Source organism: Nonomuraea sp. NPDC051298 (genome assembly GCF_055586305.1).
On sequence record NZ_JBVJIM010000005.1, the window covers coordinates 185,235 to 208,732 of the forward strand.

Below are 23,498 nucleotides of genomic sequence, written 5' to 3' on the forward strand. Positions count from 1 at the left end.
CACGAAACGGGTTCAACGACTCATGTCCGCCATAACCCGCGACGAGGTCGCACACCTGGCCCGGTTGTCCAGGCTGGCGCTCACCGACGACGAGCTCGATCACTACGCCACCCAGCTCGATGCCATCATCGAGGCGGTCGCGAAGGTGACCGAGGTCGCCGCCGAGGACGTGCCGCCTTCGTCGCACGCGCTTCCGCTGACCAATGTCTTCCGTGCCGACGAGGTGCGACAGTCCCTGACGCCTGACCAGGCGCTCTCCGGCGCTCCCGCCGTCGAGGACGACCGTTTCCGGGTACCGCGCATCCTCGGGGAGGAGGCATGAGCTTGATCCGCAAGACCGCCGCCGAGCTGGGCTCGATGATCGCCGGTGGCGAGGTGTCGGCCGTCGAGGTGGCCGAGGCGCACCTCGACCGGATGGCCGAGGTCGAGCCGAAGGTCCAGGCGTTCCTGCACGTCGACCGGGAGACCACGCTCGACCAGGCGCGGGCCGTCGACGCCAGGCTCAGGGCCGGGGAGCGGCTCGGGCCGCTGGCCGGGGTGCCGATCGCGCACAAAGACATCTTCTCCACGCACGACATGCCCACCACCGCCGCCTCCAAGATCCTCGAAGGCTGGCGGCCGCCCTACGACGCGACCGTCACGGCCCGCCTGCGCGCGGCCGGGCTGGTCATCCTGGGCAAGACGAACCTCGACGAGTTCGCCATGGGCTCCTCCACGGAAAACTCCGCGTACCAGACGACGCACAACCCGTGGGACCTGACGAAGGTGCCGGGCGGGTCGTCGGGCGGCTCGAGCGCCGCCGTGGCCGCGTACGAGGCGCCGCTGTCCACCGGCACCGACACGGGCGGGTCGATCCGGCAGCCCGCCGCGGTGACCGGGATCGTGGGCATGAAGCCGACCTACGGGGGCTCGTCCCGCTACGGGCTGATCGCGTTCGCCAGCTCGCTCGACACGCCGGGGCCGTTCGCCCGCAACGTGCTCGACGCGGCGCTGCTGCACGAGGCGTTCTCCGGCTACGACCCGATGGACTCCACCTCGGTCGACGCGCCCGTGCCCTCGGTCGTCGAGGCCGCCAGGACGCCCGACGTCGCCGGCCTGCGGATCGGCGTCGTCAAGGAGTTCGCGGGCGAGGGCTACCAGGCCGGTGTCCTGGCCCGCTACCACGAGGCCGTCCAGCTCCTGGAGTCGCTCGGGGCCAAGGTCGTCGAGGTCTCCTGCCCGTCGTTCACGACCGCGCTGCCCGCCTACTACCTGATCGCGCCCTCGGAGTGCTCGTCCAACCTGGCGCGCTTCGACGCCATGCGCTACGGCCTGCGCGCGGGCGACGACGGCACCCGCAGCGCGGAAGAGGTCATGGCGCTGACCAGGGCCGCGGGGTTCGGTCCCGAGGTCAAGCGGCGCATCATGCTGGGCACGTACGCGCTGTCGAGCGGCTACTACGACGCCTACTACGGCCAGGCGCAAAAGGTGCGCACGGTCATCTCCCGCGAGTTCGAGGCCGCCTACCAGCAGGTCGACGTGCTGGTGTCGCCGACCACGCCGACCACGGCGTTCTCGATCGGCGAGCGCGCGGACGACCCGATCGCGATGTACCTCGCGGACCTGTGCACGATCCCGTCCAACCTGGCGGGCAACGCGGCCATCTCCGTGCCGTGCGGCCTGGCCGACGAGGACGGCCTGCCGGTGGGTCTGCAGATCATGGCCCCGGTCCTGGCCGACGACCGCTGCTACCGGGTCGGCGCGGCCGTGGAGCAGGCCCTGGAGAGCCGCTGGGGCGGTGGCCTGCTGTCCAAGGCCCCCGAGCTGTAGGACGAGGAGGCGACGGCCGCGTGCTCACGCGAACGCTACGATCTGATCTAAGGACCTCACCATGACTGCCGGTACGCTCATGCCGTACGACGAAGCGCTCGAGCGGTTCGAGCCGGTGCTCGGCCTCGAGACGCATGTCGAGCTGGGCACCAAGTCGAAGATGTTCTGCGGTTGCAAGACGACCTTCGGCGCCCCGCCCAACACGCAGGTCTGTCCCACCTGCCTGGCGCTGCCCGGTTCGCTGCCGGTGGCCAACGCGGCGGCCATCGAGTCGACGATCCGCATCGGCCTGGCGCTCAACTGCTCGATCGCCGAGTGGTGCCGCTTTGCCCGGAAAAACTACTTCTATCCGGACATGCCGAAGAACTACCAGATCTCCCAGTACGACGAGCCGCTCTGCTTCGACGGCTACCTCGACGTCGAGGTCGAGGGGCAGATCGTACGCATCGGGATCGAACGGGTGCACCTGGAGGAAGACACCGGCAAGTCCACCCACGTGGGCGGCGCGACCGGGCGCATCCAGGGAGCCGACTACTCGATCGTCGACTACAACCGGGCCGGCATCCCGCTGGTCGAGATCGTGACCAAGCCCATCCCGGGCACCGACCGGCTCGCGCCCGAGGTGGCCAAGGCCTACGTCACCGAGCTGCGCGAGATCATGCGCTCGCTGGGCGTCTCCGACGTGCGCATGGAGGAGGGCTCGCTGCGGTGTGACGTCAACGTCTCGCTCATGCCGCGCGGCTCGTCCGAGTGGGGCACCCGTACGGAGACCAAGAACGTCAACTCGCTGCGCAGCGTCGAGCGGTCCGTGCGGAGCGAGATCGAGCGGCAGGCGGGCGTCCTGGCCGGGGGCGGGAAGATCGTCCAGGAGACCCGCCACTTCCACGAGGACACCGGCACCACCACGTCCGGGCGGTCCAAGGAGGAGGCACAGGACTACCGCTACTTCCCCGAGCCCGACCTGGTGCCGATCGCGCCCGACACGGCGTGGGTGGCCGAGCTGAAGGCGGCCCTGCCCGAGCTGCCGTCGGTCCGGCGCAAGCGGCTGCAGGCCGAGTGGGGGCTGTCCGACCTCGACATGCAGGCCATGCACAACGCCGACGCGATCGACCTGGTCGAGGCCACGGTCACGGCCGGCGCCCCGGCGGCCGACGCGCGCAAGTGGTGGATGGGCGAGCTGGCCCGGCGGGCCAACGAGACCGCCACGCCGCTGGCCGACCTGCCCATCACGCCCGGGCAGATCGCCAGGGTGACCGAGCTGGTGGCCTCGGGCGCGCTCAACGACAAGCTCGCGCGCGAGGTGCTCGAAGGCGTGCTGGCCGGAGAGGGCACCCCCGACGAGGTGGTCGAGCGGCGCGGGCTGCGGATCGTCAACGACGAGGGCGAGCTGTCGGCGATCATCGACCAGGTGCTGGCCGACAACGCCGACGCGGCCGAGAAGGTCCGCTCAGGGAAGATCGCGGCGGCGGGCGCGCTCGTGGGCGGCGTCATGCGGGCCAGCAAGGGCAAGGCCGACGCGGCCCGCGCCCGGCAACTGATCCTGGAGAAGCTCGGCGTCTCCGAGTGACCCACCGCCGATGAGGGCCCTGCCGCCGCCGCGGCGGGGCCCTCTCGCCTGACCGGGCTCGGGTCCTAGGCCCAATGGCCGAATCCGTGACGGGCTCTGGCTGGAGGCGGGCCCCGACCGGCCGACGTACGTTCGCGGCATGACGACGAGCAGCATGACGACAGGCGACATGACGACCGGCGGCACGCCTAGAAGAAGCGGCACGGCGGGCGGCGGCGTGACGAGAAGGGCGTTGACGGCGGGCCTGGTGGCGATGGTGTCGCTGGTGGCCTTCGAGTACATGGCGGTCGCGATCGCGATGCCGGTCGTGGCCGGCGAACTGGGCGGACTGCCGCTCTACGGGCTGGCGTTCAGCAGCGCGATGGCGGCGGGCGTGGTCGGCACGGTGCTGGGCGGCCGGTGGGCGGACGTGCGCGGGCCCCGCGCGCCCCTGTGGACCGGGGTGGCCGGGTTCGCCGCCGGCCTGACCGTGGCAGGGCTGGCGCCGAGCATGGAGGTGCTGATCGCGGGCCGGTTCCTGCAGGGCTTCGGCGGCGCGCTGGTCAACGTGGCACTGTACGTCGTGGTGGCCCGGGTCTACCCCGAGCAGACGCATCCACGGATCTTCTCCCTGTTCGCGACCGCGTGGGTGGTGCCCTCGATGGTGGGCCCGGTGGTCGTGGGCCTGGTGACCGACACGCTGGGCTGGCGCTGGGTGTTCCTGCTGGTGCCGTTCCTCACCGCGCTGGGCGCGCTGGTGCTGCTGCGCGGGCTGGCCGGGCAGCCGGTGGACGGCGGGCAGGCCGGTCCGGCCCCCGGCCGGTCACGCAAGGTCGGCTGGGCGGCCGTGACGGCCGTAGGCGCGGCGCTCATGCAGTACGGCAGCAGCCAGTCGCTCCCGCTCCTCCTCGCCGGCCTCGCGGTGCTGGCCGTGGCCCTGCCCCGGCTGCTGCCCACCGGCACGCTGCGCGCCGCGAGAGGGCTGCCCACGGTGGTGGCGTTGCGTGGTCTGGCCGCCGGGGCGCTCTTCGCGGCCGAGGTGATCGTGCCGCTCATGCTCGTCCATGAGCGCGGCCTGTCGACGTTCACGGCCGGGCTCGCCCTCATGACGGGCTCGCTGACCTGGTCGGCCGCCTCCTGGCTGCAGGGCAGGGAGGTCTTCGGCCGGATGACGAACCTGCGTCTCGGCTCGGCCATGATCGCGCTGGGCATCGTGGGCATGGGGGCGGTGGCGTTCGCCGCGGTGCCGGTGGGGCTGGCGTTCCCGGCGTGGGCCGTCACCGGGTTCGGGATGGGGCTGGTCTACCCGACGCTGTCGGTGGTCACGCTGGAGCTGTCGGCGCCCGGTGAGCAGGGCAGGAACAGCTCGGCGCTGCAGGTGGGCGAGTCGGTGTTCTCGGTGGTGGCGGTGGCGGCCACGGGGGCGCTGTTCACGGCGTCGGGCTCGGGCTACTGGACGGTCTTCGCCGCGACCTTGGCCATGGCGCTGGCCGGGCTCGCCATCGCCCCCAGGACGGCCGCGAAAGGCCCCGCCACGCCGGCGGGGCCGTCCGGGGAGCGGGTCAGCCGGTCCGCGTGACCTTCGACCTGCGCGCCACGAGCTTCCTGAACAGCGGCGTGAGCAGCGCCAGGGCGGCCAGGAGCAGCAGGACGGCGGCGATCGGGCTGCGGACGAGCACGCTCACGTCCCCCGCCCCGATGGCCAGCGCCCGCCGGAGCTGGATCTCCGCCATCGGGCCCAGGATCATGCCGATCACCGCGGGCGCGACGGGCAGGCCGAAGCGCCGCATGGCGTAGCCGAGCAGGCCGAGCAGGTAGAGGACGAACAGGTCCACCACGGTGCCGTTCAGCGCGTAGACCCCGAGGGCGGCGAAGAGCACGATCCCGGCGTAGAGGTACGGCCGCGGGATCCGCAGCACGCGGGCCCAGAGCGGGGCCAGGGGCAGGTTCAGCACCAGCAGCATCATGTTGCCGATGAACAGCGAGGCGATCATGCCCCACACCAGCGCCGGGTTGTGGTCGAAGAGCTGGGGTCCGGGCTGCAGGCCGTACTGCTGGAAGGCGGCCAGCAGGATCGCGGCCGTCGCGGACGTGGGCAGGCCCAGCGTGAGCAGCGGGACCAGGGTGCCGGCCGCCGCGGCGTTGTTGGCCGCCTCGGGGCCCGCGACGCCCTCGATGGCGCCCTTGCCGTACTCCTCGCGGGCCACGCCGCGGGCCAGGCGCCGCTCGGCCGCGTACGACAGGAAGGTGGGGATCTCGGCCCCGCCGCCGGGCAGCGCGCCGAACGGGAAGCCCAGCGCGGTGCCGCGCAGCCACGGCAGCCAGGAGCGCCGCCAGTCGGCGCGGCCCATCCAGGCCCGGCCGACCGGCACCACCTCGGGTGTCCCGTGGCGCAGGCGGGAGGCGACGTAGAGGGCCTCGCCCACCGCGAACAGGCCGACCGCGACGATCACCACGTCGATGCCGTCGAGCAACTGCGGGATGCCCAGCGTCAGGCGGGCCTGCCCGGTCTGCTGGTCGATGCCGACCAGGCCGATCACCAGGCCGAGGCCGAGCGAGGCCAGGCCGCGCACGACCGAGCGCGACAACACCGAGGACACGGCCGTGAAGGCGAGGATCGCCAGGGCGAAGTAGTCCTCCGGGCCGAACGAGATCGCGAAGCTGACCACCGCCGGCGCCGCCACGACCAGGAGCGCCGTGGCGATCGTGCCGGCCACGAACGAGCCGATGGCGGCCGTGGCCAGCGCCTGGGCGGCCCGGCCGCGCCGGGCCATCTGGTTGCCCTCCAGCGCCGTGATCATCGACGCCGACTCGCCGGGGGTGTTGAGCAGGATGGAGGTGGTCGAGCCGCCGTACATGCCGCCGTAGTAGATGCCGGCGAACATGATGAACGCGCTGGTCGGCGGCACCGTGAACGTGATCGGCAGCAGCAGCGCCACCGTCATCGCGGGCCCGATGCCGGGCAGCACGCCGACGAGGGTGCCGAGGGTGACGCCGATGAGCGCGTACAGGAGGTTGACCGGGGTGAGCGCGGCGGCGAAGCCGTCGAGCAGCAACTGCAGGGAGGTCACCTCAGATCACCCCCGCCAGCGGCCCGCCGGGCAGCGTCACGCCCAGGCCCTTGACGAACAGCAGGTACGTCACCACGCCCATGACCACCGAGACCCCGGCCGCGCGCACCTTGTGCTCGGCCCCCAGCGCCACCGACAGGCCGAAGAACAGCAGGCTCGCGCCGATGATCCAGCCGAGGACGTTCAGGAGCGCCGCGAAGGCCAGGAAGATGCCGCTGACCAGGGCGACGCTGCGCCAGTCCGTGGGCGCGTCCGCGTCGATGTCCTCGCTCTCCTCGGGTTCGGCGTGGCCGCCGCGTACGACGTCGGCGACGTAGAACAGGCCGATGAGCACCATCGCGCCGCCCACCAGCATGGGGAAGAAGCGCGGCCCGAGGCCGAGCTGGGAGGCCGCCGCGGTGACGTCGAGCGTCCCGACCACGACGAGCACGCCCAGCACCAGCACCACGACCGCCAGCCCGAGCTCGGGCCGCCACCAGCGAGTCATCAGGAGACGAGCCCCATCTCGGCGATGATCCCCTTGACCCTGGTCTGCTCGGCGCCGAGGAAGTCGGCGAACTGCTGGCCGGTCTGGAAGGAGTCGATCCAGCCGTTCTTGGCCACCGCGTCCTTCCACGGCTGCGAGTCGTGCATCTTGGTGACCAGGTCGGTCAGGGTCTTCTTGTCGGCGTCGGAGAGCCCGCCGGGGGCGACGAAGCCGCGCCAGTTGGACAGCTCCACGTCCAGGCCGCCCTCCTTCAGCGTGGGCGCGTCGAGGCTGGGCAGCCGCTCGGCGGACGTCACGGCCAGGGCGCGCAGCTTGCCGGACTTGACGTGCTCGGCGAACTCGGACACGCCGGAGATGCCCGCGCTGACCTTGTTGCCGAGCAGCTCGTTGAGCGCCTCGCCGCCGCCCGAGTGGGCGATGTAGTTGACCTGCTTGGGGTCGACGCCCGCGGCCTTGGCCATCAGCCCGGCCACGATGTGGTCGGTGCCGCCCGCCGAACCGCCCGAGATGGACACCTTCGCCGGGTCGGTCTTCCAGGCCGCCACCATGTCGGCCAGCGTCTTGAACGGGGACGCGGCCGGGACCACGACGATCTCGTACTCCTCGGTCAGCTTGGCGATGGGCGTGGTCTCGGCCAGCGTCACCTTCGACTTGTTCTGCTCGATGGCGCCCACCATGACCAGGCCCATGGTCATCAGCAGGTTGCCGTTGCCCTTCTCGCCGGCGAGCTGCGCCAGGCCGATCGTGCCGCCGGCGCCCGGCACGTTGAACACCTCGACCTTGCGCGCCGGGTCGGCCGTTTTGAACGCCTGCTCCGCCGTACGGGAGGTCTGGTCCCATCCGCCGCCCGGCGCGGCCGGGGCCATGATCCGCAGCGACGAGGCGGAGGCGGTGGTGCCGGACTCACCGCAGGCCGTCAGCGCGCCGAGGGAGAGTGCCGCGAGGGCGGCGAGTACGCGCAAGCGCATGATCACTCCAAGGGGGGTTTTCACCTTCGTTGAACAGGCATGGTGAGGTGACTTCCCGTGGGCGTCGAGGCTTTGCGCGGTTGCCGTCATAGTGGTCGTATTGGTCGCGACCTGGCCGTGACCTGTGTTTGTTTCCATGTGCAGGGTGAGACGGGTTCGTGACGCCTCCCTCGGCACCCAGCTCTTCGTGCTCCAGATGGTGATCGTGCTGCTGGCCGTCGGTGGCACCGGAGGAGTGTGGGCCGAGCACACACGCGACCAGCTCGACTCGCTGCACCAGCAGCGGGCGCTGGCGATCGCCCAGTCGGTGGCCGGCCTGCCGCAGGTGCGCGCGGCGTTCGAGCTCGAACGCCCGGAGAGCGTGCTGCAGCCGCTGGCCATGAGCGTCCAGCAGGAGACCGGCGCCGACTACGTCGTGATCGCCAACACCGACCAGCAGCGCTACGCCCACCCCAACACCGCGCTGATCGGCAAGCGACTGTCCACCGACGGCAGCACGGTCCTGCGTACGGGCCGGAGCTGGGTCGGCACCGAGACCGGCACGATCGGCACCACGGTCAGGGGCAAGACGCCCATCCGCGACGAGTACGGCAACGTCATCGGCCTCGTCTCCGTCGGCGTGCTGGAGACCACGGTCGTCAGCCAGCTCTCCCAGGCCCTGCCGCCGCTGATCTGGACCGCGCTGGCCGTGCTGGTGGCCGGGCTCACGCTGGCGGCGATGATCACCGCGCGGGTGCGCAGGCAGACGTTCGGCCTGGAGCCGCGCGAGATCGCGGCGCTGCTGGAGCAGCGCGAGGGCGTGCTGCACGGTGTCAAGGAGGGCGTGCTCGCGCTCGACCTGTCGGGGCGGGTCACCCTGGTCAACGACGCCGCCCGCGAGCTGCTGGGCGACGTCGGGGAGGACCTCACGCGGATGCCGGTCTCCGAGCGCATGCGCGACGTGCTCGGCGGCGCCGACCCCGGCGAGGACCGCGTGGTGCTGCACGGCGAGCGCGTGCTGGTGCTCAACCGCACCCCCGTCTGGGTACGCGGCCGGCACCGCGGCTGGGTGGTCACCCTGCGGGACCGTACGGAGCTGGTGCGCCTGGCCCGCGAGCTGGACGACTCCAGCAGCGCCACCGAGGCGCTGCGGGCCCAGGCCCACGAGTTCGCCAACCGCATGCACACCGTCGTGGGCCTGCTGGAGCTGGGCGAGCACGAGGCGGCCGTCAGCTTCATCACCCGCACCACGCGCGGCACGTACGCCACCGACCTGCGCGAACGCGTGCAGGACCCGACCCTCGCCGCCCTCCTGCTGGCCAAGTCCGCCGAGGCGGCCGAGCGCGGGGCCACGCTCGTGCTGGCCGACGACTCCTCGGTGCCCGCGGGCCTGCTCGGCGACCCGCAGGACGCGGTGCTGGTGGTCGGCAACCTGGTCGCCAACGCGATCGACGCCCTCGACGGCGCGGAGGGCACGATCGAGGTGTCGGTGCAGGCCGATGCCGGCGGCCTGCGCGTACGTGTCGGCGACTCGGGGCCGGGCATCGCGCCCGACCTGGTGGAGGAGGTCTTCAGGGAGGGCTTCACCACCAAGGCCGCCCAGTCGGGGCCGCGCGGGCTGGGGCTGGCGCTGACCAGGCAGGCGTGCCTGCGCCGGGGCGGCTGGGTACGCGTGGGCAGTTCGGGCCCAGGCCCGGCCGCCGACGACGTCTCGGGGCCCTCCGGCGGCGCGGTGTTCACGGCGTTGCTCCCGGCGAAGGCGGGCCCGTGATCCGCGTCCTGGTCGTCGACGACGACTTCATGGTGGCCCGCATCCACAGCGGCTACGTGGCCCGGATGCCGGGCTTCAGCGTCGTCTCCGTCGCGCACAACGGCGCCGACGCGCTGGCCGCGGCCGACGAGCTGCGGCCCGACCTCGTGCTGCTCGACATCTACCTGCCCGACATGTCGGGCCTGGAGGTGCTCAAGGCGCTCCACGGCGTGGACGTCCTCATGATCAGCGCCGCCCGCGACGTGTCCACCGTCAAGGAGGCCATGCGCGGCGGCGCGGTCAACTACCTCATCAAGCCGTTCACCGCCGCCGCGCTGACCGAACGCCTCCAGCAGTACGCCGACACCCGCAAGCGCCTGACCGCGATCGGCCCCGAGGCCCGCCAGGACGACGTGGACCGTCTGTTCGGCACGTTCAAGTCCGCCGCCCCCATGCCGAAAGGGCTGTCGGCGGCCACGTGCGCGCTGGTCGCCGACACCCTCAGGGACGCCGGCCGCGATCTGTCGGCCGCCGAGGCGGCCGAGCTGACGGGCCTGTCGCGGGTGAGCGTCCGCCGCTATCTGGAACACCTGTGCGTGGTGGGGCAGGCCGAGTACCGGCCGCGCTACGGCACGGCCGGTCGTCCGGAACATCGCTACCGGTGGCTAGGTTGACACATTTCCGTAGCCATTTCCCGTGACATATGCGGATCCGCGTGCCTTACTGTTGCCTGAGACTTGGCTGCGGACCGGGAGGAGATTGAGGCGTGCGAAACGCCGGACCGATCGAATCACCGACCGACCCGTTCGCCTCGGTGCCGTTACCCACGTCGGGCGTCTCCAAGCGGCCGCGGATCGAAGGGCTGCCCCCGGGCGTGTCCCGGGACATCTTCGGCCCGCAGGAAAGGCAGGAGCCCCACCCGGCCCAAGGCCAGGGCGCCCAGGGTGGTCAGAGTGGTCAGGGTGGTCAGCCGGGCCGGGGCGCGCTGCCCCCGGTGGCGCCGCCCGCGCAGCCGTGGCCGATGGCCGGGCGAGAGTCCGCGCTCCCGCCCGCCCCCGCGTTCGGCGGACCGGAGAGCCCCTCCCCGTACACGCCCGAGCCGCCCAGGCGGCGCAGTGTGCTGCCAGGGCTGGGCGTGTTCGTGCTGGTGCTGGTCGTGCTGGCGTACGTGGTGCCGGCGGTGCTCATGTCCGGGTCGGTCCTGCGCGGCACGCGCGTGGCCGGGGTGGACATCGGCGGCCTGACCGTGACGCAGGCGGCCGACAAGCTGCGTACGGAGCTGGGCGCACGGCTCAGCAAGCCCGTCGTGGTCGACATCGGCGGCAAGAAGGAGACCATCCAGGCCGACGCGGCCGGGCTCGAACTCGACGTCGTCGGCACCATCGGGCAGGCGCCCAGCGGCTTCCCCACCCCGGAGGAGGTCTGGCAGGGCCTGACCGGCACGACCGAGCTGGAGCCGAAGATCAGCACCGACTCCGCCCAGCTCAACAGGACCGTCGAGAGCCTGGCGGAAGGCGTGGACAAGCACGCGCAGGAGGGCCGGGTGACCTTCACCGGGCTGGTGCCCAAGAGCCGCCGGCCCGCGCCCGGCGTGGTGCTCGACCAGGACGACGCCGTACGCCGGATCGGCGCCGCCTTCCTCGGCGGGGGCGGCGAGGTCGCGCTCACGCTCGAGCCCGCGACGCCCGTCACCACCCCCGAGGCCGTCGCCGAGGCGATGACCAGGGCGAAGGCCGCCGTGGCCGGCCCTCTGACGCTGACCATCGACGGCAAGCAGGCGCAGGTCTCCCCGGCCATGATCGCGGCGAACCTGACCTACGAATCCGACGGCGACGGCGGGCTCGCGGCCGAGTTCGACGCCAAGGCGGTGCTGGCCACGCTGGAGGGCAGCCTGGTGGACGCCGCCCAGCAGCCGCGCGACGCCACGTACGAGATCGTGGACGGCAAGCCGGTCCTGGTGGCGGCGCGGGACGGGCGGGGCGTCAACGACAAGCTGCTGGCCAAGGACGCCGAGAAGGTCTTCGACACGGGCGGCGCCCGCACGGTCCCCGTCAAGCTCGGCGCGGTCGCGCCGGAGGTGGAGACCTCGCAGATCCAGGGGCTGGGCATCAAGGAGCAGGTGAGCAGCTTCACCACCACGTTCGAGTGCTGCCAGGCCCGGGTGAAGAACATCCAGCTCATGGCCCAGCGGCTCGACGGCCACGTCGTGAGGCCGGGCGAGACGTTCTCACTCAACGAGGTGCTGGGGGAGCCGACGGTCGAGGACGGGTACGTCGAGGCGGCGCAGGTCGTCCGCGGGCGGACGGTGAACGCCGTCGGCGGCGGCGGCTCGCAGGTCGCGACCACGATGTACAACGCGGCCTACTTCGGCGGCTACGACCAAGTGGACCACCAGCCGGCGGACCACTACGACCCGCGCTACCCGGCGGGCCGGGACGCGGCGTTCGCGTACCCGGACCAGGATCTCAAGTGGCGCAACGACTCCGAGAACGGCGTGCTCATCAAGACCGCCGTCACCGAGACGTCGGTGGCCGTCGTGCTGTGGGGCGTCAAGCGGTACGACGAGGTGAAGCACGTGGAGTCGGAACGCAGGGACTTCACGCCGTTCGGCCAGGAGACGAGCGCCGCGGCCGACTGCCTGCCCACGGTGGGGGAGCAGGGGTTCACGATCGACGTGACCCGGGTGTTCCACGACGACGGCAAGGTGGTCAAGAAGGACAAGAAGCTGACCACCAAGTACAGCCCGCGAACCCAGCTCACCTGCACCGCCGCCCGCTGAACCCGCCCTTCCCCGGCGGGTGCGGGCCCGCGGGCACCGGGGAAGGCCCCGGAGCGCCTCAAGGGGTGAGGGAGAGTATGCGGTCGTCGCCGTTCCTGGGGGAGCCGCGGCCGTCCCTGTTGCTGGTCGCGAACCAGAGGGACCCGTCGGGGGCGGTCGTGACGGCGCGGATGCGCCCGTAGCGGCCGGTGAAGTGCGCCACCGGCCTGCCGACCGAGCCGTCGGCGGTCAGCGGCACCTGCCACAGCCGTTCCCCGCGCAGCGCGCCCACCCACAGGGAGCCGTCCGCGTAGGCCATGCCCGACGGTGACGCCTCGGACGTGGGCCACGTGAGGAGCGGGTTGGTGAAGCGGGGGTCGTCGCTGCGGCCCTCGGCCTCCGGCCAGCCGTAGTTGGCGCCCGGCTTGATCAGGTTGATCTCGTCGTAGGTGTTGGCCCCGAACTCGGAGGCGTACAGCCGGCCGGACGGGTCCCAGGCCAGGCCCTGGACGTTGCGGTGGCCGTAGCTGTAGACCAGGGTGCCGAACGGGTTGCCGGGGGCGGGGGCGCCGTCCGCGGTCATGCGCAGGATCTTGCCCGCGAGCGAGTCGCGCTGCTGGGCCAGGCCGGGGTCGCCGGTCTCGCCCGTGGTGGCGTACAGGTGGCCGTCGGGGCCGAAGGCGAGGCGGCCGCCGTTGTGGATGGAGCCCTTCGGGATGCCCTTGACAATGATCCGCGCGTCTGTCAGGCCGTTGCCTGACAGGCGGTAGCGGGCGATCCGGTTGTCCTGTTCGGCGGTGTAGTAAAGGAAGATTTGTTGGTCTTTGACCGCTACGCCCATCAGGCCGCCCTCGCCGTCCGGCCGCACCTCGGCGATCTTCGCCAGCTCCGTCGCCTGTCCTGCGGGGGTGACCCGGAGGAGGCGGGCGGTGTCGCGTTCGGTCACGAGCGCGTCGCTCCCGGGCAGGAACGCGATCCCCCACGGTACGGAGAGCCCGGTCGCCACGTCCTTCGGCGCTCCGGGCGCGTCCTGGGCCGGTACCGCCGCCGTGGGAAGCACCTCGGCGCCACCGGGGGAGACGCCGCCGGAACAGGCCGTGAGAGCGGCCAACAGCATGATCGTCCAGAGCTTGCTCATGTGTTCCATACTTCCCTCGGGGTCGTAAGGTTCTCGGCATGAAGACCTGGGTTCCATCCGATTCGGTGGCTGATGTGCTGTCCGACCTGCCCGGCGTTGAATGTGCTGTGTATAACAGCACGTCCCCGATGCCGGACGGGGTGGAGGACGTGGAGGTGTGGATCCCGCCGCTGGCCGCCCTGCCCGGCGTGCCGGGGACCCTGGCCCGTATGCGGTCGCTGCGGCTGGTCCAGACCGTGACCGCGGGTGTGGAGCAGTACCGGCCGCACATCCCCGAGGGGGCCGTGCTGTGCAACGCCCGCGGCGTGCACGACGCGGGCACCGCCGAGTGGGCGGTCGGGGCGATGATCGCGGTGCTCAGGGAGTTCCCCGGCTTCGTGGACGCGCAGCGCAGAGGCGAGTGGACCTACCACCACACCGGCGCGCTGGCCGACTCGCGCGTGCTCATCGTGGGTCACGGCTCCATCGGCGCCGCGCTCGAAAGACGGCTGGAGCCCTTCGAGGTCGACGTCGTACGCGTGGCCAGGAGCGCCCGCGACGGCGTGCACGCCCTGGCCGAGTTGCCCGCCCTGCTGCCAGAGGCCGACGTCGTCGTGCTGCTCGTGCCCGCCACCGCCGCCACGGCCGGGATGGTGGACGCCGCGTTCCTGGCCAGGATGAAGGACGGCGCCGTACTGGTCAACGCCGCCAGGGGCGGGATAGTCGACACCGGCGCGCTGCTCGCGGAGCTGAAGGCCGGGAGGCTGCGCGCCGCCCTCGACGTGACCGAGCCCGAGCCGCTGCCCGAGGGGCACCCTCTGTGGAGCGCTCCCGGCGTGCTCATCACCCCGCATGTCGCGGGCAGCACCCCGGCCTCCGGGCGGCGCATGTTGCGCTATCTCAGAGCCCAGCTCGGGCGTTACGTCGCAGGTGAAGAGCTGATCAACGTCATTACCGACTCGTACTGAGAGGATCCCGGAACGTGGCTGGTCCGTGACCTTCGGTGCGTACGGTGGCGTTTGCAAGGGTCTCCTGACTCACTGTCAAGAAACTCTTGGCGGTAATTGGTCTTGTCTGGTTATCAGATCGGTGACGACATCGGCGTTGTCACCACCCGCGCACCCACGACCGAACACACTGGCGGAGTGATCGGCCGGGCTTCGGCGGTCGCAGGTGCAGAGTTCGAGACGGGATGGGCAACGACTGTGATCCGCTGGCGTGATCCACGGGTGCCGCCGGCCGCCGCGGCGGCCACGGGCGCGGTGGCCTTCGCCGCAGTCCTCGCGGCAGGAGCCCCGGCCGCGATCACCGGTGCGGTCGCCGGGGGGCTCGCGGCGCTGATCGCCGCCGCCTCCCTGCTGGTCGCCTCGGTGCAGCAGGCCGCGCATCGCCCCACTGGCACGGCCGCGCGCTGGATGGGCGGCGGGGCCGTCATCTGGGCCGCCGGGGTGACGCTGCGGCCGTTCGCCGAGGGCTTCGCGGTCAGTTTCGCGGACATGTTCGTCCTGCTCGGCGCGGTGGTCACGGCCGGCGGGGCGCTGATCGCCGCCGACCGCAGGTTCCCGGTCGGGGCCGCATTACGGCAGATCACCGACGCCTACCTGTGCACCGCCTCGCTGTTCCTGATCGGCTGGGTGGTGGCCCTGCGGCACGTCTACACCGACGGCGGCGACCCGGCCGGGTTCACGCTGGCCGTGGCGCCGCCGATGATCGCGTTGCTGGTGACGTGCGCCGTGCTCCCGTCGGTGCTCACCAGCAGGTCCTCGTCCTGGCTGCTCGGCCTGGCCGGGGTGGGCGTGCTGGCCGCCATGACCGTGGCGGGGCTGGGGTCGGCCGTGGCCCGGCTGGTCGGTGCCGAGCCACAGCTCTGGAGCGTGCTGCTCGCGCCCGTCGGCTTCCTGCTGCTGGCCGCCGTTCCGTGGGGGCCGCGGGTCAGGCAGGTGGGCCGGCCGGCCGTGGGCCACGTGGTCGGGCTCGTGCCGCTGGCCCTGGTCGCCGTCGCCGCCTGCACGCTGCTGGCCCACCAGGCCGGCGGGCGCGCGGGGAGCCCGGTCGCCGGGATCGTGGTGCTCGCGGTCTCCGTGGTGCTGCTCCTGCTGGTGCGCCTGTTCGTGGTCTCGGCCGCCAACGTCCGCCTGCGCGGCCTGGTCAAGCTGGGCGAGCGCCAGCTCAGGGAGCTGGCGGAGAGCACCGGTGACGTGGTGTTCACCTGCGACTACGAGGGCGTCGTCCGCGAGATCGGCGCCGGTGTCCAGGCCACGTACGGCTACCGCGCCGACGAGCTGGTGGGCGGCTCGATCTTCGACTACATCCACCCGGAGGACGTGCCCGGCATCCAGGTCGCCCTGCGCGCCCTGAACCTCGACGAGGAGCCCTCGGCGCCCGGCGCCTGCCTGATCGCCTGCCGCGTACGCGCGGCCGACGGCACCTGGCGCCCCACCGAGTCGGTGGCCACCCGCCAGGTCGGCGGCGACGACCTGATGCTCGTGACGACCAGAGACGTCAGCGACGAGGAGGCGCTGCGCAACCAGGTCGCCCACCTGACCTTCCACGACGGCGTCACCGGCCTGCCCAACCGCGCCTACTTCGAGGAGCGCACCAGGGAGGTGCTCGCGGGGCGCACGTCGGGTCAGGGCGCGGCCAACGTCGCGGTGATCTTCCTCGATCTCGACGGGTTCACCTCGGTCAACGACTCGGTCGGGCACGCCAGCGGCGACTACCTGCTCGGCCAGGCGGCCCGCCGGCTGCGCGGGGCCGTACGCGCCGACGACACCCTGGCCCGCTGGGGCGGCGACGAGTTCGCGGTGCTGGTGGAGACCGGCGGGGAGGCGCAGGTCGCGGTCGACCTGGCCGAGCGGCTGCTCGGCGCGGTCTCGCAGGAGCCCTTCCGGGTCGCCGACCGCGACGTGGCGCTGACCGCCAGCGTGGGCGTGGCCTTCACCGAGGAGGACACGCCGGCTGGCGACCTCATGCGTAACGCCGATGTCGCAATGGCGCGCTCCAAAGAGCTGGGTGGGCGGCGCGTGGAGGTGTTCGCCGCGCAGATGCACGCCGACGTGCTACGTCGCCTGGAGTTGGCGGCCGACCTGCAGCGGGCGCTGATCGAGCAGCAGTTCGCCATCGAGTACCAGCCGGTGGTCGACCTGGCCACGTCGCGGGTGACCGCGGTCGAGGCGCTGGTGCGGTGGTGGCGCGGGTCGGTGTTCGTGCCGCCCGAGCAGTTCCTCGGCCCGGCCGAGGACACCGGGCTGATCGTGCCGCTGAGCGAGTGGATCCTGCGCGAGTCGTGCCGCGAGGTGGCCGCCTGGCGGGCCTCGTCCTGGGACATCGGGCTGTCGCTGAACCTGTCGGCCCGCCAGATCATGGCGCCCAGGTTCGTCGAGTCCGTGGCGGGCGCGCTGGCCGAGAGCGGGCTGCCCGCCTCCGCGCTCACGCTTGAGGTGATCGAGGAGATGCTCGTCGAGGACGCGGAAGAGACGGTCAAGCGGCTGGGCGAGCTGCGGGCGCTCGGGGTGCGGCTGGCCATCGACGACTTCGGCACCGGCTACGCCTCGCTGGCGTTCCTCAGGCAACTCCCCGTCGACATGATCAAGATCGATCCGTCGTTCGTGTCCGGGCTCGGCAACGATGAGACGCTCACCCTGCTCACCCGTACGATCGTGCGACTGGGGCACGACCTGGGGCTTATCGTGGTGGCAGAGGGGATTGAGCGTCCCGAGCAGCTCGAACTGCTGAAGCGGATGGGCTGCACACGGGGGCAGGGTTTCCTGGTGGCGCGGCCGATGACGGCCCGCGGAGTCGACTCGCTGATGCGTACGAGTCTCACTGTTTGAGACATGTGTCCACGAAGTTGGCACCGGGGCGTTCGGAGCGGCTATGGTATAGGGCATGCTTCGCAGTGAGATTCTCGTAGTACTTCGCCGGCGCGCAGGCCGATAGCGAAGCACGACGACCTGCGCGCCGCCCCAGACCCGCCGCCCGGTGGGACGGGGCCTTTTTTATGTCCTTAAGCGAGTAGCCACGCAAGGAACGAGCCGATGACCGAACGGATGACAGGTGCACAGGCCCTGGTCAGGGCGCTGGAGCACGTTGGAGTCGACACAGTGTTCGGGATCCCGGGCGGTGCCATTCTGCCGGCCTACGATCCTCTCTACGACTCGACCAAGGTCCGGCACGTGCTCGTACGGCACGAGCAGGGTGCGGGGCACGCGGCCGAGGGCTACGCGCAGGCCACGGGCCGGGTCGGGGTGTGCATGGCGACCAGCGGCCCCGGCGCCACCAACCTGGTGACCCCGATTGCCGACGCCTTCATGGACTCCGTGCCGATGGTGGCGATCACGGGGCAGGTGGCCGCCCCGATGATCGGCACCGACGCCTTCCAGGAGGCCGACATCTCCGGTATCACCATGCCGATCACGAAGCACAACTTCCTGGTCACCGATGCCGCCGACATCGCCCGTACGATCATGGAGGCGTTCCACATCGCCTCCACCGGCCGTCCTGGGCCGGTCCTGGTGGACATCTCGAAGGACGCGCTGCAGTCGGAGACCACGTTCAGTTGGCCGCCCACCATGCAACTCCCGGGCTACCGCCCGGTCACCCGGCCGCACTCCAAGCAGATCCGCGAGGCCGCCAAGCTGATCGCCGAGTCCCGGCGGCCCGTCCTGTACGTCGGAGGCGGCGTCCACAAGGCCCGCGCCTCGGCCGAGCTGCTGCAACTGGCCGAGCTGACCAACATCCCGGTCATCACCACCCTGATGGCGCGCGGCACGTTCCCCGACAGCCATCCCCAGCACATGGGCATGCCCGGCATGCACGGCACCGTCGCGGCCGTCGGCGCGCTCCAGCAGTCCGACCTGATCATCGGCCTGGGCGTGCGGTTCGACGACCGGGTGACGGGAAACCTGGCGTCGTTCGCGCCGCACGCGAAGATCGTGCACGCCGACATCGACCCGGCGGAGATCTCCAAGAACCGCCACGCCGACGTGCCGATCGTGGGCGACTGCAAAGAGGTCATCGGCGATCTCATCACCGTCATCCAGGCGTCCGGCCAGAAGGGCGACTACGCCGACTGGTGGACCGTGCTCAACGGCTACAAGCAGACCTACCCGCTGGGCTACGAGGTGTTCGAGGACGGCTCGCTGGCCCCGCAGTACGTCATGGAGCGGCTGAGCGCGATCGCCGGCCCCGACGCCTACTACGTGGCCGGGGTCGGGCAGCACCAGATGTGGGCCGCCCAGTTCATCGGCTACGAGCGGCCGGGCACGTTCATCAACTCCGGCGGCCTGGGCACGATGGGCTTCGCCGTCCCGGCCGCGATGGGCGCGAAGATGGGGCGCCCCGAGGCCACCGTGTGGGCCGTCGATGGCGACGGCTGCTTCCAGATGACCAACCAGGAGCTGGCGACGTGCGCCCTGGAGGGCGTGCCGGTCAAGATCGCTGTGATCAACAACGGTAACCTCGGCATGGTCCGCCAGTGGCAGACGCTCTTCTACGACCAGCGCTACTCCAACACCGACCTGCAGACGACGCGCCGCATCCCGGACTTCGTCAAGCTGGCCGAAGCCTACGGTTGTGTGGGCCTGCGGTGCGAGCGTCCTGAAGACGTGGACGCCGTGATCGAGAAGGCCATGGAGATCAACGACGTGCCCGTCGTGGTCGACTTCGTCGTCCACCAGGACGCCATGGTCTGGCCCATGGTCGCGGCCGGCACCAGCAACGACGACATCAAGATCGCCCGTGACATGGCGCCGAAGTGGGAGAACGACGATGAGTAGACACACGCTGTCCGTGCTTGTCGAGAACAAGCCGGGTGTCCTTGCGCGCGTGTCGGCGCTGTTCAGCCGCAGGGGGTTCAACATCGACTCCCTGGCCGTCGGGCCCACCGAGCACGACGACATCTCCCGCATGACCATCGTGGTCAGCGTCGAGGAGCTGCCGCTGGAGCAGGTCACCAAGCAGCTCAACAAGCTGGTGAACGTGCTCAAGATCGTCGAGCTGGACCCGTCCCAGTCCGTGCAGCGCGAGCTGACGCTGATCAAGGTCAAGGCCGACGCCGAGAGCCGTTCGCACGTGCTGGAGCTCGTCCAGCTCTTCCGCGCCCGCTGCGTCGACGTGGCGGCCGACGCCGTGACCATCGAGGTCACCGGCACTCCCGACAAGCTCGACGCGTTCGTGAAGGTTCTCGAGCCGTTCGGGATCAAAGAACTCGTCCAATCGGGCATGGTGGCCATCGGCCGCGGTGCCCGCTCCATCACCGACCGGTCCCTCAGGGCACTGGACCGTACCGCCTGAAAGGTTTTCTGCACGTGACCGAGATCTACTACGACGACCAGGCCGACCTGTCGATCATCCAGGGACGCCACGTGGCCGTGCTGGGGTACGGCAGCCAGGGCCACGCCCACGCGCTCTCCCTGCGTGACTCCGGCGTGGACGTGCGCGTCGGCCTGCCCGAGGGCTCCAAGAGCCGTGAGAAGGCCGAGAACGACGGCCTGCGCGTGCTCACCCCGGCCGAGGCCGTCGAAGAGGCCAACCTCACGATGATCCTGGCGCCCGACCACATCCAGCGCCACCTGTACGCCGAGCACGTGGCTCCCAACCTGGTCGAGGGCGACGCGCTCTTCTTCGGCCACGGCCTGAACATCCGCTACGGCCTCATCGAGGCCCCCGAGGGCGTCGACGTGTGCATGGTCGCCCCCAAGGGCCCCGGCCACCTCGTGCGCCGCCAGTTCGAGGCCGGGCGCGGCGTGCCGTGTCTGGTGGCCGTGGAGAAGGACGCCTCGGGCAAGGCGCTCGACCTGGCGCTCTCGTACGCCAAGGGCATCGGCGGCACCCGCGCCGGCGCGCTGCGCACCACGTTCAAGGAGGAGACGGAGACCGACCTGTTCGGCGAGCAGGCCGTGCTGTGCGGCGGCGTCTCCGAGCTGATCAAGGCGGGCTTCGACACGCTCATCGAGGCCGGCTACCAGCCCGAGGTCGCCTACTTCGAGTGCCTGCACGAGATGAAGCTCATCGTCGACCTCATGTACGAGGGCGGCATCTCCAAGATGTACTGGTCGGTCTCCGACACGGCCGAGTACGGCGGCTACACCCGCGGCCCGCGCGTCATCACCGACGAGACCCGCCAGGAGATGCGCCGGATCCTCGGCGAGATCCAGGACGGCACCTTCGCCCAGCAGCTCGTCGAGGAGTTCGACGGCGGCCAGAAGGAGTTCAAGCGCCACCGCGCCGAGCTGTCCGAGGACGCGATCGAGAAGACGGGCGCCAAGCTGCGCCCGATGATGAGCTGGCTCAAGGGCTGATCCGGTTAACGCGACGGGCGGGGGCTTTCTCCGCCCGTCGCGGCTTTTCCCGTGGACAGTTCCCGTCCCCGGCTCATGGCTCCGGAGCGTACGGCCGCGTGCCCCGCGTTTTTGCGCTGAGTTCTCCCGACGCCGCCGGTCACTTTCCGTTGTCGCGTATCGCTCGCTGCTATCTTCGGTGAATCATCTGGCGAGAATGGCGAGGGCGCGTTGAGGAATTTCGTACGGCTTGCTGTGGTCACCGCGGTCGGCTGCTGCGCATTGCTGGCTCCGAGCGGCGCGTCGGCCGCCACACCACCCGGCGGCAGTTCTCTGCTCACCCGGCTGCTCGGCGCGGACCTCGGCACCCTGATCAGCACGCTGCCCAACGTGGTCTGCGGCAATCGCCTGATCGCCTACAACTCGCCGTCGCCCAACTCCCCGGTCACGTGCATCAACGGCCCGAACAACAGCGGAAACTCCACCAACAGCGGGAACTACCACAATGAAGGACACCCGATCAACAGCGGTAACTTCTCGAACACCAACGGTTCCACCAACAGCTCCAACACCATCGACGGCAGCAACTTCGCGAACGGTCCTCAGTCCTCCTCCTAGGCACGGTGACCGGCGATGAACGGCTTGCGGGGAAGCGTCGGAACGGTCGCGGCGTGCCTCGGCCTGATGGTGCCGGCCGGAATGCCGGTGGCGTCGGCCGGGGCCGCGGTGCACGCTGTCCGGGCCGGATTTCCCAAGGACAGCGGCAATTTGTGGAAGAGCGGCAATTACCTGGCCAAGGGCCGGGCTGTGAACAGCGGCAACTTCGTGAACGCGAACGGCTCCGTGAACTCCGCCAACACCAACAGCGGCTCCAACTACGCCAACGGCCCCCAGTGCCTCCTCGAGCGGAAGGTCACCGCCAAGAAGACCTGCTGGCCCGCCTGGTGGCGGAAGTGACGACGCCACGGCCGATCTCTCCTCCGGCCCGTCGGTAGGCGGGCAACCGGCCACGGTGTGGTCTGCCGAGCTAGTCAAAATTGAGTAGACGAGGTGGGCAAGTGTCGGCGATCCGGCTGCTGGTCCTGGGCGCGGTACGGCGGCACGGCCGGGCCCACGGCTACCAGGTGCGCAACGACCTGGAGTTCTGGGGAGCGGACGAGTGGTCCAACACCAAGCCGGGCTCGATCTACCACGCGCTGAAGCAGATGGCCAGGCAGGGGCTGTTGCACGCGTACGACGTCGCGCCGAGCACGGCCGGCGGCCCGCCGCGCACCGAGTACGAGGTCACCGAGGCGGGCACGGCCGAGTACTTCGCGCTGCTGCGCGCCGCGCTGACCGCGCACGACCGGCTCGACCTGCTGTCGGCGGGCCTCGGTTTCATGGCGGACCTGCCGCGCGCGGAGGTCGTCGCCCTGTTGCGGCGGCGGCTGGCGAACCTGCGGGCCTGGCGTGAGACGGTCACGGGCTCGGCCGAGGGGAAGGAGCTGGGGCACCTCGGGGAGATCACCCGCCTGTGGGTGCACTCGGCGCAGTCCGGTGCGGAATGGACGGCGGGGCTGATCGAACGCATCGAGGGCGGCGCGTACGCCTTCGCCGACGAGGACGGCGACCCTTTCGCCGGAGTGCTCGCCGAGGAGTGAGTCCGGTCACGGTCTGCTCGCCGAAGGCTGGGGAGAGCTATGGTTTTCATATGTCAGAAATTCCTTTCACGTGTCAGAGAGGGCACCATGACGATGAAGGCCATCCGCTACCACGCCTACGGCCCGCCGGAGGTCATCGAGTTGCGGGAGGTGCCGAGGCCCGCGGCCGGTGACGGCGAGGTGCTCGTCCGCGTGCGCGCTGCGGCGGTCAACCCCGGCGACTGGCACCTGCTGCGGGGCAGCCCGTACGTCCTGCGGGCGGTGTCCGGACCGACCCGGCCGAAGGCCCACGGGCTGGGCGCGGACTTCGCGGGGACGGTCGAGGCCGTGGGCGCGGGCGTGGCGCGGTTCGAGCCCGGCGACGAGGTGTACGGCTGCGCCCCGGGCTCGTTCGCCGAATACGTCACCGTCCGCGCCGACGGCCCGGTGTCGGCCAAACCGGCCGGGCTGACGTACGAGCAGGCGGCGGCCGTGCCCACCTCGGGGCTGACCGCCCTGCAGGCCCTGCGCGACAAGGGGCGGGTCGGGGCGGGCCAGAGGGTGCTGGTCAACGGGGCGGCCGGCGGGATCGGCACGTTCGCGGTGCAACTGGCCAAGGCGTACGGCGCCGAGGTGACCGGCGTCTGCGGCAGCGCGAACGTGGACCTGGTGCGCTCGATCGGCGCCGACCATGTCGTCGACCACACCAAGGCGGACTTCACCCGCACCGGCCGCCGCTACCACCTCATCCTCGACAACGTGGGCAACCGCTCGCTGTCCGACTGCAGGCGCGCGCTCACCCCCGACGGCGTCCTCATCCCCAACAGTGGCTCCGGCGGACGCTGGGTGGGCCCCATGGGCCGCATCATCGCGGTGAACGTCCTGTCGTGGTTCGTCCGGCACCGGTTCTTCACCTTCGTCACCCGCGAGAACGCCGCCGACCTCGCCGCCCTGGCGGGCCTGATCGAGGCGGGCGACCTCACGCCGGTCATCGACCGCGTCCACCCGCTGGAGGAGGTTCCCCAGGCCATCGGCTACCTCGAACGCGGCCACGCCAGGGGCAAGGTCGTCGTCGCCGTCCAGCCCGGCTGAGATCCGCCGGGACGCCGTGGCG

Annotated in this window: 20 protein-coding genes; 16 read left to right on the top strand and 4 right to left on the bottom strand. The window is 71.2% G+C overall.

The window, feature by feature from the left end:
• Positions 1 to 22 precede the first annotated feature (22 nt).
• The 4 genes from gatC to ACZ6S0_RS17830 all read left to right on the top strand — a co-directional run bounded on the left by gatC (position 23) and on the right by ACZ6S0_RS17830 (position 4,934).
• On the top strand, positions 23 to 322 hold the full coding sequence (gatC, locus tag ACZ6S0_RS17815; protein ID WP_465918413.1) for an Asp-tRNA(Asn)/Glu-tRNA(Gln) amidotransferase subunit GatC: 300 nt from the start codon (positions 23 to 25) through the stop codon (positions 320 to 322).
• Positions 319 to 1,809, top strand: coding sequence for an Asp-tRNA(Asn)/Glu-tRNA(Gln) amidotransferase subunit GatA (gene gatA / locus ACZ6S0_RS17820; protein WP_465918416.1), 1,491 nt, complete (start codon positions 319 to 321; stop codon positions 1,807 to 1,809). Before gatC ends, gatA begins: the two co-directional genes overlap by 4 nt.
• Before the next feature lie 61 nt (positions 1,810 to 1,870).
• Entirely contained in the window at positions 1,871 to 3,376 is a 1,506-nt protein-coding gene (gene gatB, locus ACZ6S0_RS17825) for an Asp-tRNA(Asn)/Glu-tRNA(Gln) amidotransferase subunit GatB (protein WP_465918419.1), read from the top strand.
• Between the two features lie 139 nt (positions 3,377 to 3,515).
• Complete coding sequence (locus tag ACZ6S0_RS17830) at positions 3,516 to 4,934, top strand: MFS transporter (protein WP_465918421.1); 1,419 nt, start codon at positions 3,516 to 3,518, stop codon at positions 4,932 to 4,934.
• On the opposite strand, the gene ACZ6S0_RS17835 is transcribed toward ACZ6S0_RS17830, so the two are convergent.
• From ACZ6S0_RS17835 to ACZ6S0_RS17845, 3 genes are read right to left on the bottom strand one after another with little or no spacing between them, the layout of a single operon-like run.
• A complete protein-coding gene (locus ACZ6S0_RS17835) occupies positions 4,918 to 6,426 on the bottom strand; it encodes a tripartite tricarboxylate transporter permease (RefSeq protein WP_465918424.1) in 1,509 nt (502 codons plus the stop codon). The two genes, ACZ6S0_RS17830 and ACZ6S0_RS17835, sit on opposite strands and share 17 nt — an antisense overlap.
• Before the next feature lies 1 nt (position 6,427).
• Positions 6,428 to 6,913, bottom strand: a complete 486-nt coding sequence (locus ACZ6S0_RS17840) for a tripartite tricarboxylate transporter TctB family protein (protein WP_465918426.1) — start codon at positions 6,911 to 6,913, stop codon at positions 6,428 to 6,430.
• A complete protein-coding gene (locus ACZ6S0_RS17845) occupies positions 6,913 to 7,881 on the bottom strand; it encodes a Bug family tripartite tricarboxylate transporter substrate binding protein (RefSeq protein WP_465918430.1) in 969 nt (322 codons plus the stop codon). The genes ACZ6S0_RS17840 and ACZ6S0_RS17845 overlap by 1 nt, the downstream gene beginning before the upstream one ends.
• 136 nt (positions 7,882 to 8,017) lie before the next feature.
• Between ACZ6S0_RS17845 and ACZ6S0_RS17850 the strand changes: the two genes are divergently transcribed.
• The 3 genes from ACZ6S0_RS17850 (at position 8,018) to ACZ6S0_RS17860 (ending at position 12,389) form a co-directional block, all read left to right on the top strand.
• Entirely contained in the window at positions 8,018 to 9,631 is a 1,614-nt protein-coding gene (locus ACZ6S0_RS17850; protein WP_465918433.1) for an ATP-binding protein, read from the top strand.
• A complete protein-coding gene (locus ACZ6S0_RS17855; protein ID WP_465918438.1) occupies positions 9,628 to 10,284 on the top strand; it encodes a response regulator in 657 nt (218 codons plus the stop codon). Before ACZ6S0_RS17850 ends, ACZ6S0_RS17855 begins: the two co-directional genes overlap by 4 nt.
• A gap of 92 nt (positions 10,285 to 10,376) precedes the next feature.
• Positions 10,377 to 12,389: a VanW family protein gene (locus ACZ6S0_RS17860; RefSeq protein WP_465918442.1), complete on the top strand. Its 2,013-nt coding sequence runs from the start codon at positions 10,377 to 10,379 to the stop codon at positions 12,387 to 12,389.
• A 58-nt stretch (positions 12,390 to 12,447) separates the two neighbouring features.
• Here the strand turns inward: ACZ6S0_RS17860 and ACZ6S0_RS17865 are convergent, their stop codons facing one another.
• On the bottom strand, positions 12,448 to 13,506 hold the full coding sequence (locus ACZ6S0_RS17865) for a PQQ-dependent sugar dehydrogenase (RefSeq protein ID WP_465918446.1): 1,059 nt from the start codon (positions 13,504 to 13,506) through the stop codon (positions 12,448 to 12,450).
• A 128-nt stretch (positions 13,507 to 13,634) separates the two neighbouring features.
• Between ACZ6S0_RS17865 and ACZ6S0_RS17870 the strand changes: the two genes are divergently transcribed.
• The 9 genes from ACZ6S0_RS17870 to ACZ6S0_RS17910 all read left to right on the top strand — a co-directional run bounded on the left by ACZ6S0_RS17870 (position 13,635) and on the right by ACZ6S0_RS17910 (position 23,476).
• Positions 13,635 to 14,453: a 2-hydroxyacid dehydrogenase gene (locus ACZ6S0_RS17870; RefSeq protein WP_465918449.1), complete on the top strand. Its 819-nt coding sequence runs from the start codon at positions 13,635 to 13,637 to the stop codon at positions 14,451 to 14,453.
• Positions 14,454 to 14,690: 237 nt separating this feature from the next.
• Positions 14,691 to 17,318 carry an EAL domain-containing protein gene (locus tag ACZ6S0_RS17875; protein ID WP_465918452.1) on the top strand — a complete coding sequence of 876 codons (2,628 nt, stop codon included), beginning with the start codon at positions 14,691 to 14,693 and terminating at the stop codon, positions 17,316 to 17,318.
• 204 nt (positions 17,319 to 17,522) lie between these two features.
• A complete protein-coding gene (locus tag ACZ6S0_RS17880) occupies positions 17,523 to 19,262 on the top strand; it encodes an acetolactate synthase large subunit (protein ID WP_465918456.1) in 1,740 nt (579 codons plus the stop codon).
• Positions 19,255 to 19,779, top strand: coding sequence for an acetolactate synthase small subunit (gene ilvN, locus ACZ6S0_RS17885; RefSeq protein ID WP_344882356.1), 525 nt, complete (start codon positions 19,255 to 19,257; stop codon positions 19,777 to 19,779). Before ACZ6S0_RS17880 ends, ilvN begins: the two co-directional genes overlap by 8 nt.
• A gap of 23 nt (positions 19,780 to 19,802) precedes the next feature.
• Positions 19,803 to 20,786, top strand: a complete 984-nt coding sequence (gene ilvC / locus ACZ6S0_RS17890; protein WP_465919293.1) for a ketol-acid reductoisomerase — start codon at positions 19,803 to 19,805, stop codon at positions 20,784 to 20,786.
• A gap of 234 nt (positions 20,787 to 21,020) precedes the next feature.
• Positions 21,021 to 21,383: a hypothetical protein gene (locus tag ACZ6S0_RS17895; RefSeq protein ID WP_465918463.1), complete on the top strand. Its 363-nt coding sequence runs from the start codon at positions 21,021 to 21,023 to the stop codon at positions 21,381 to 21,383.
• 15 nt (positions 21,384 to 21,398) lie between these two features.
• Positions 21,399 to 21,722 (top strand): hypothetical protein, encoded by a 324-nt coding sequence (locus ACZ6S0_RS17900; RefSeq protein ID WP_465918466.1) that lies wholly within the window; start codon positions 21,399 to 21,401, stop codon positions 21,720 to 21,722.
• 101 nt (positions 21,723 to 21,823) lie between these two features.
• The gene (locus tag ACZ6S0_RS17905) at positions 21,824 to 22,405 is read left to right on the top strand and encodes a PadR family transcriptional regulator (protein WP_465918470.1); all 582 of its coding nucleotides are present in this window, start codon (positions 21,824 to 21,826) and stop codon (positions 22,403 to 22,405) included.
• Between the two features lie 87 nt (positions 22,406 to 22,492).
• On the top strand, positions 22,493 to 23,476 hold the full coding sequence (locus ACZ6S0_RS17910) for an NAD(P)-dependent alcohol dehydrogenase (protein ID WP_465918474.1): 984 nt from the start codon (positions 22,493 to 22,495) through the stop codon (positions 23,474 to 23,476).
• Positions 23,477 to 23,498: the final 22 nt, after the last annotated feature.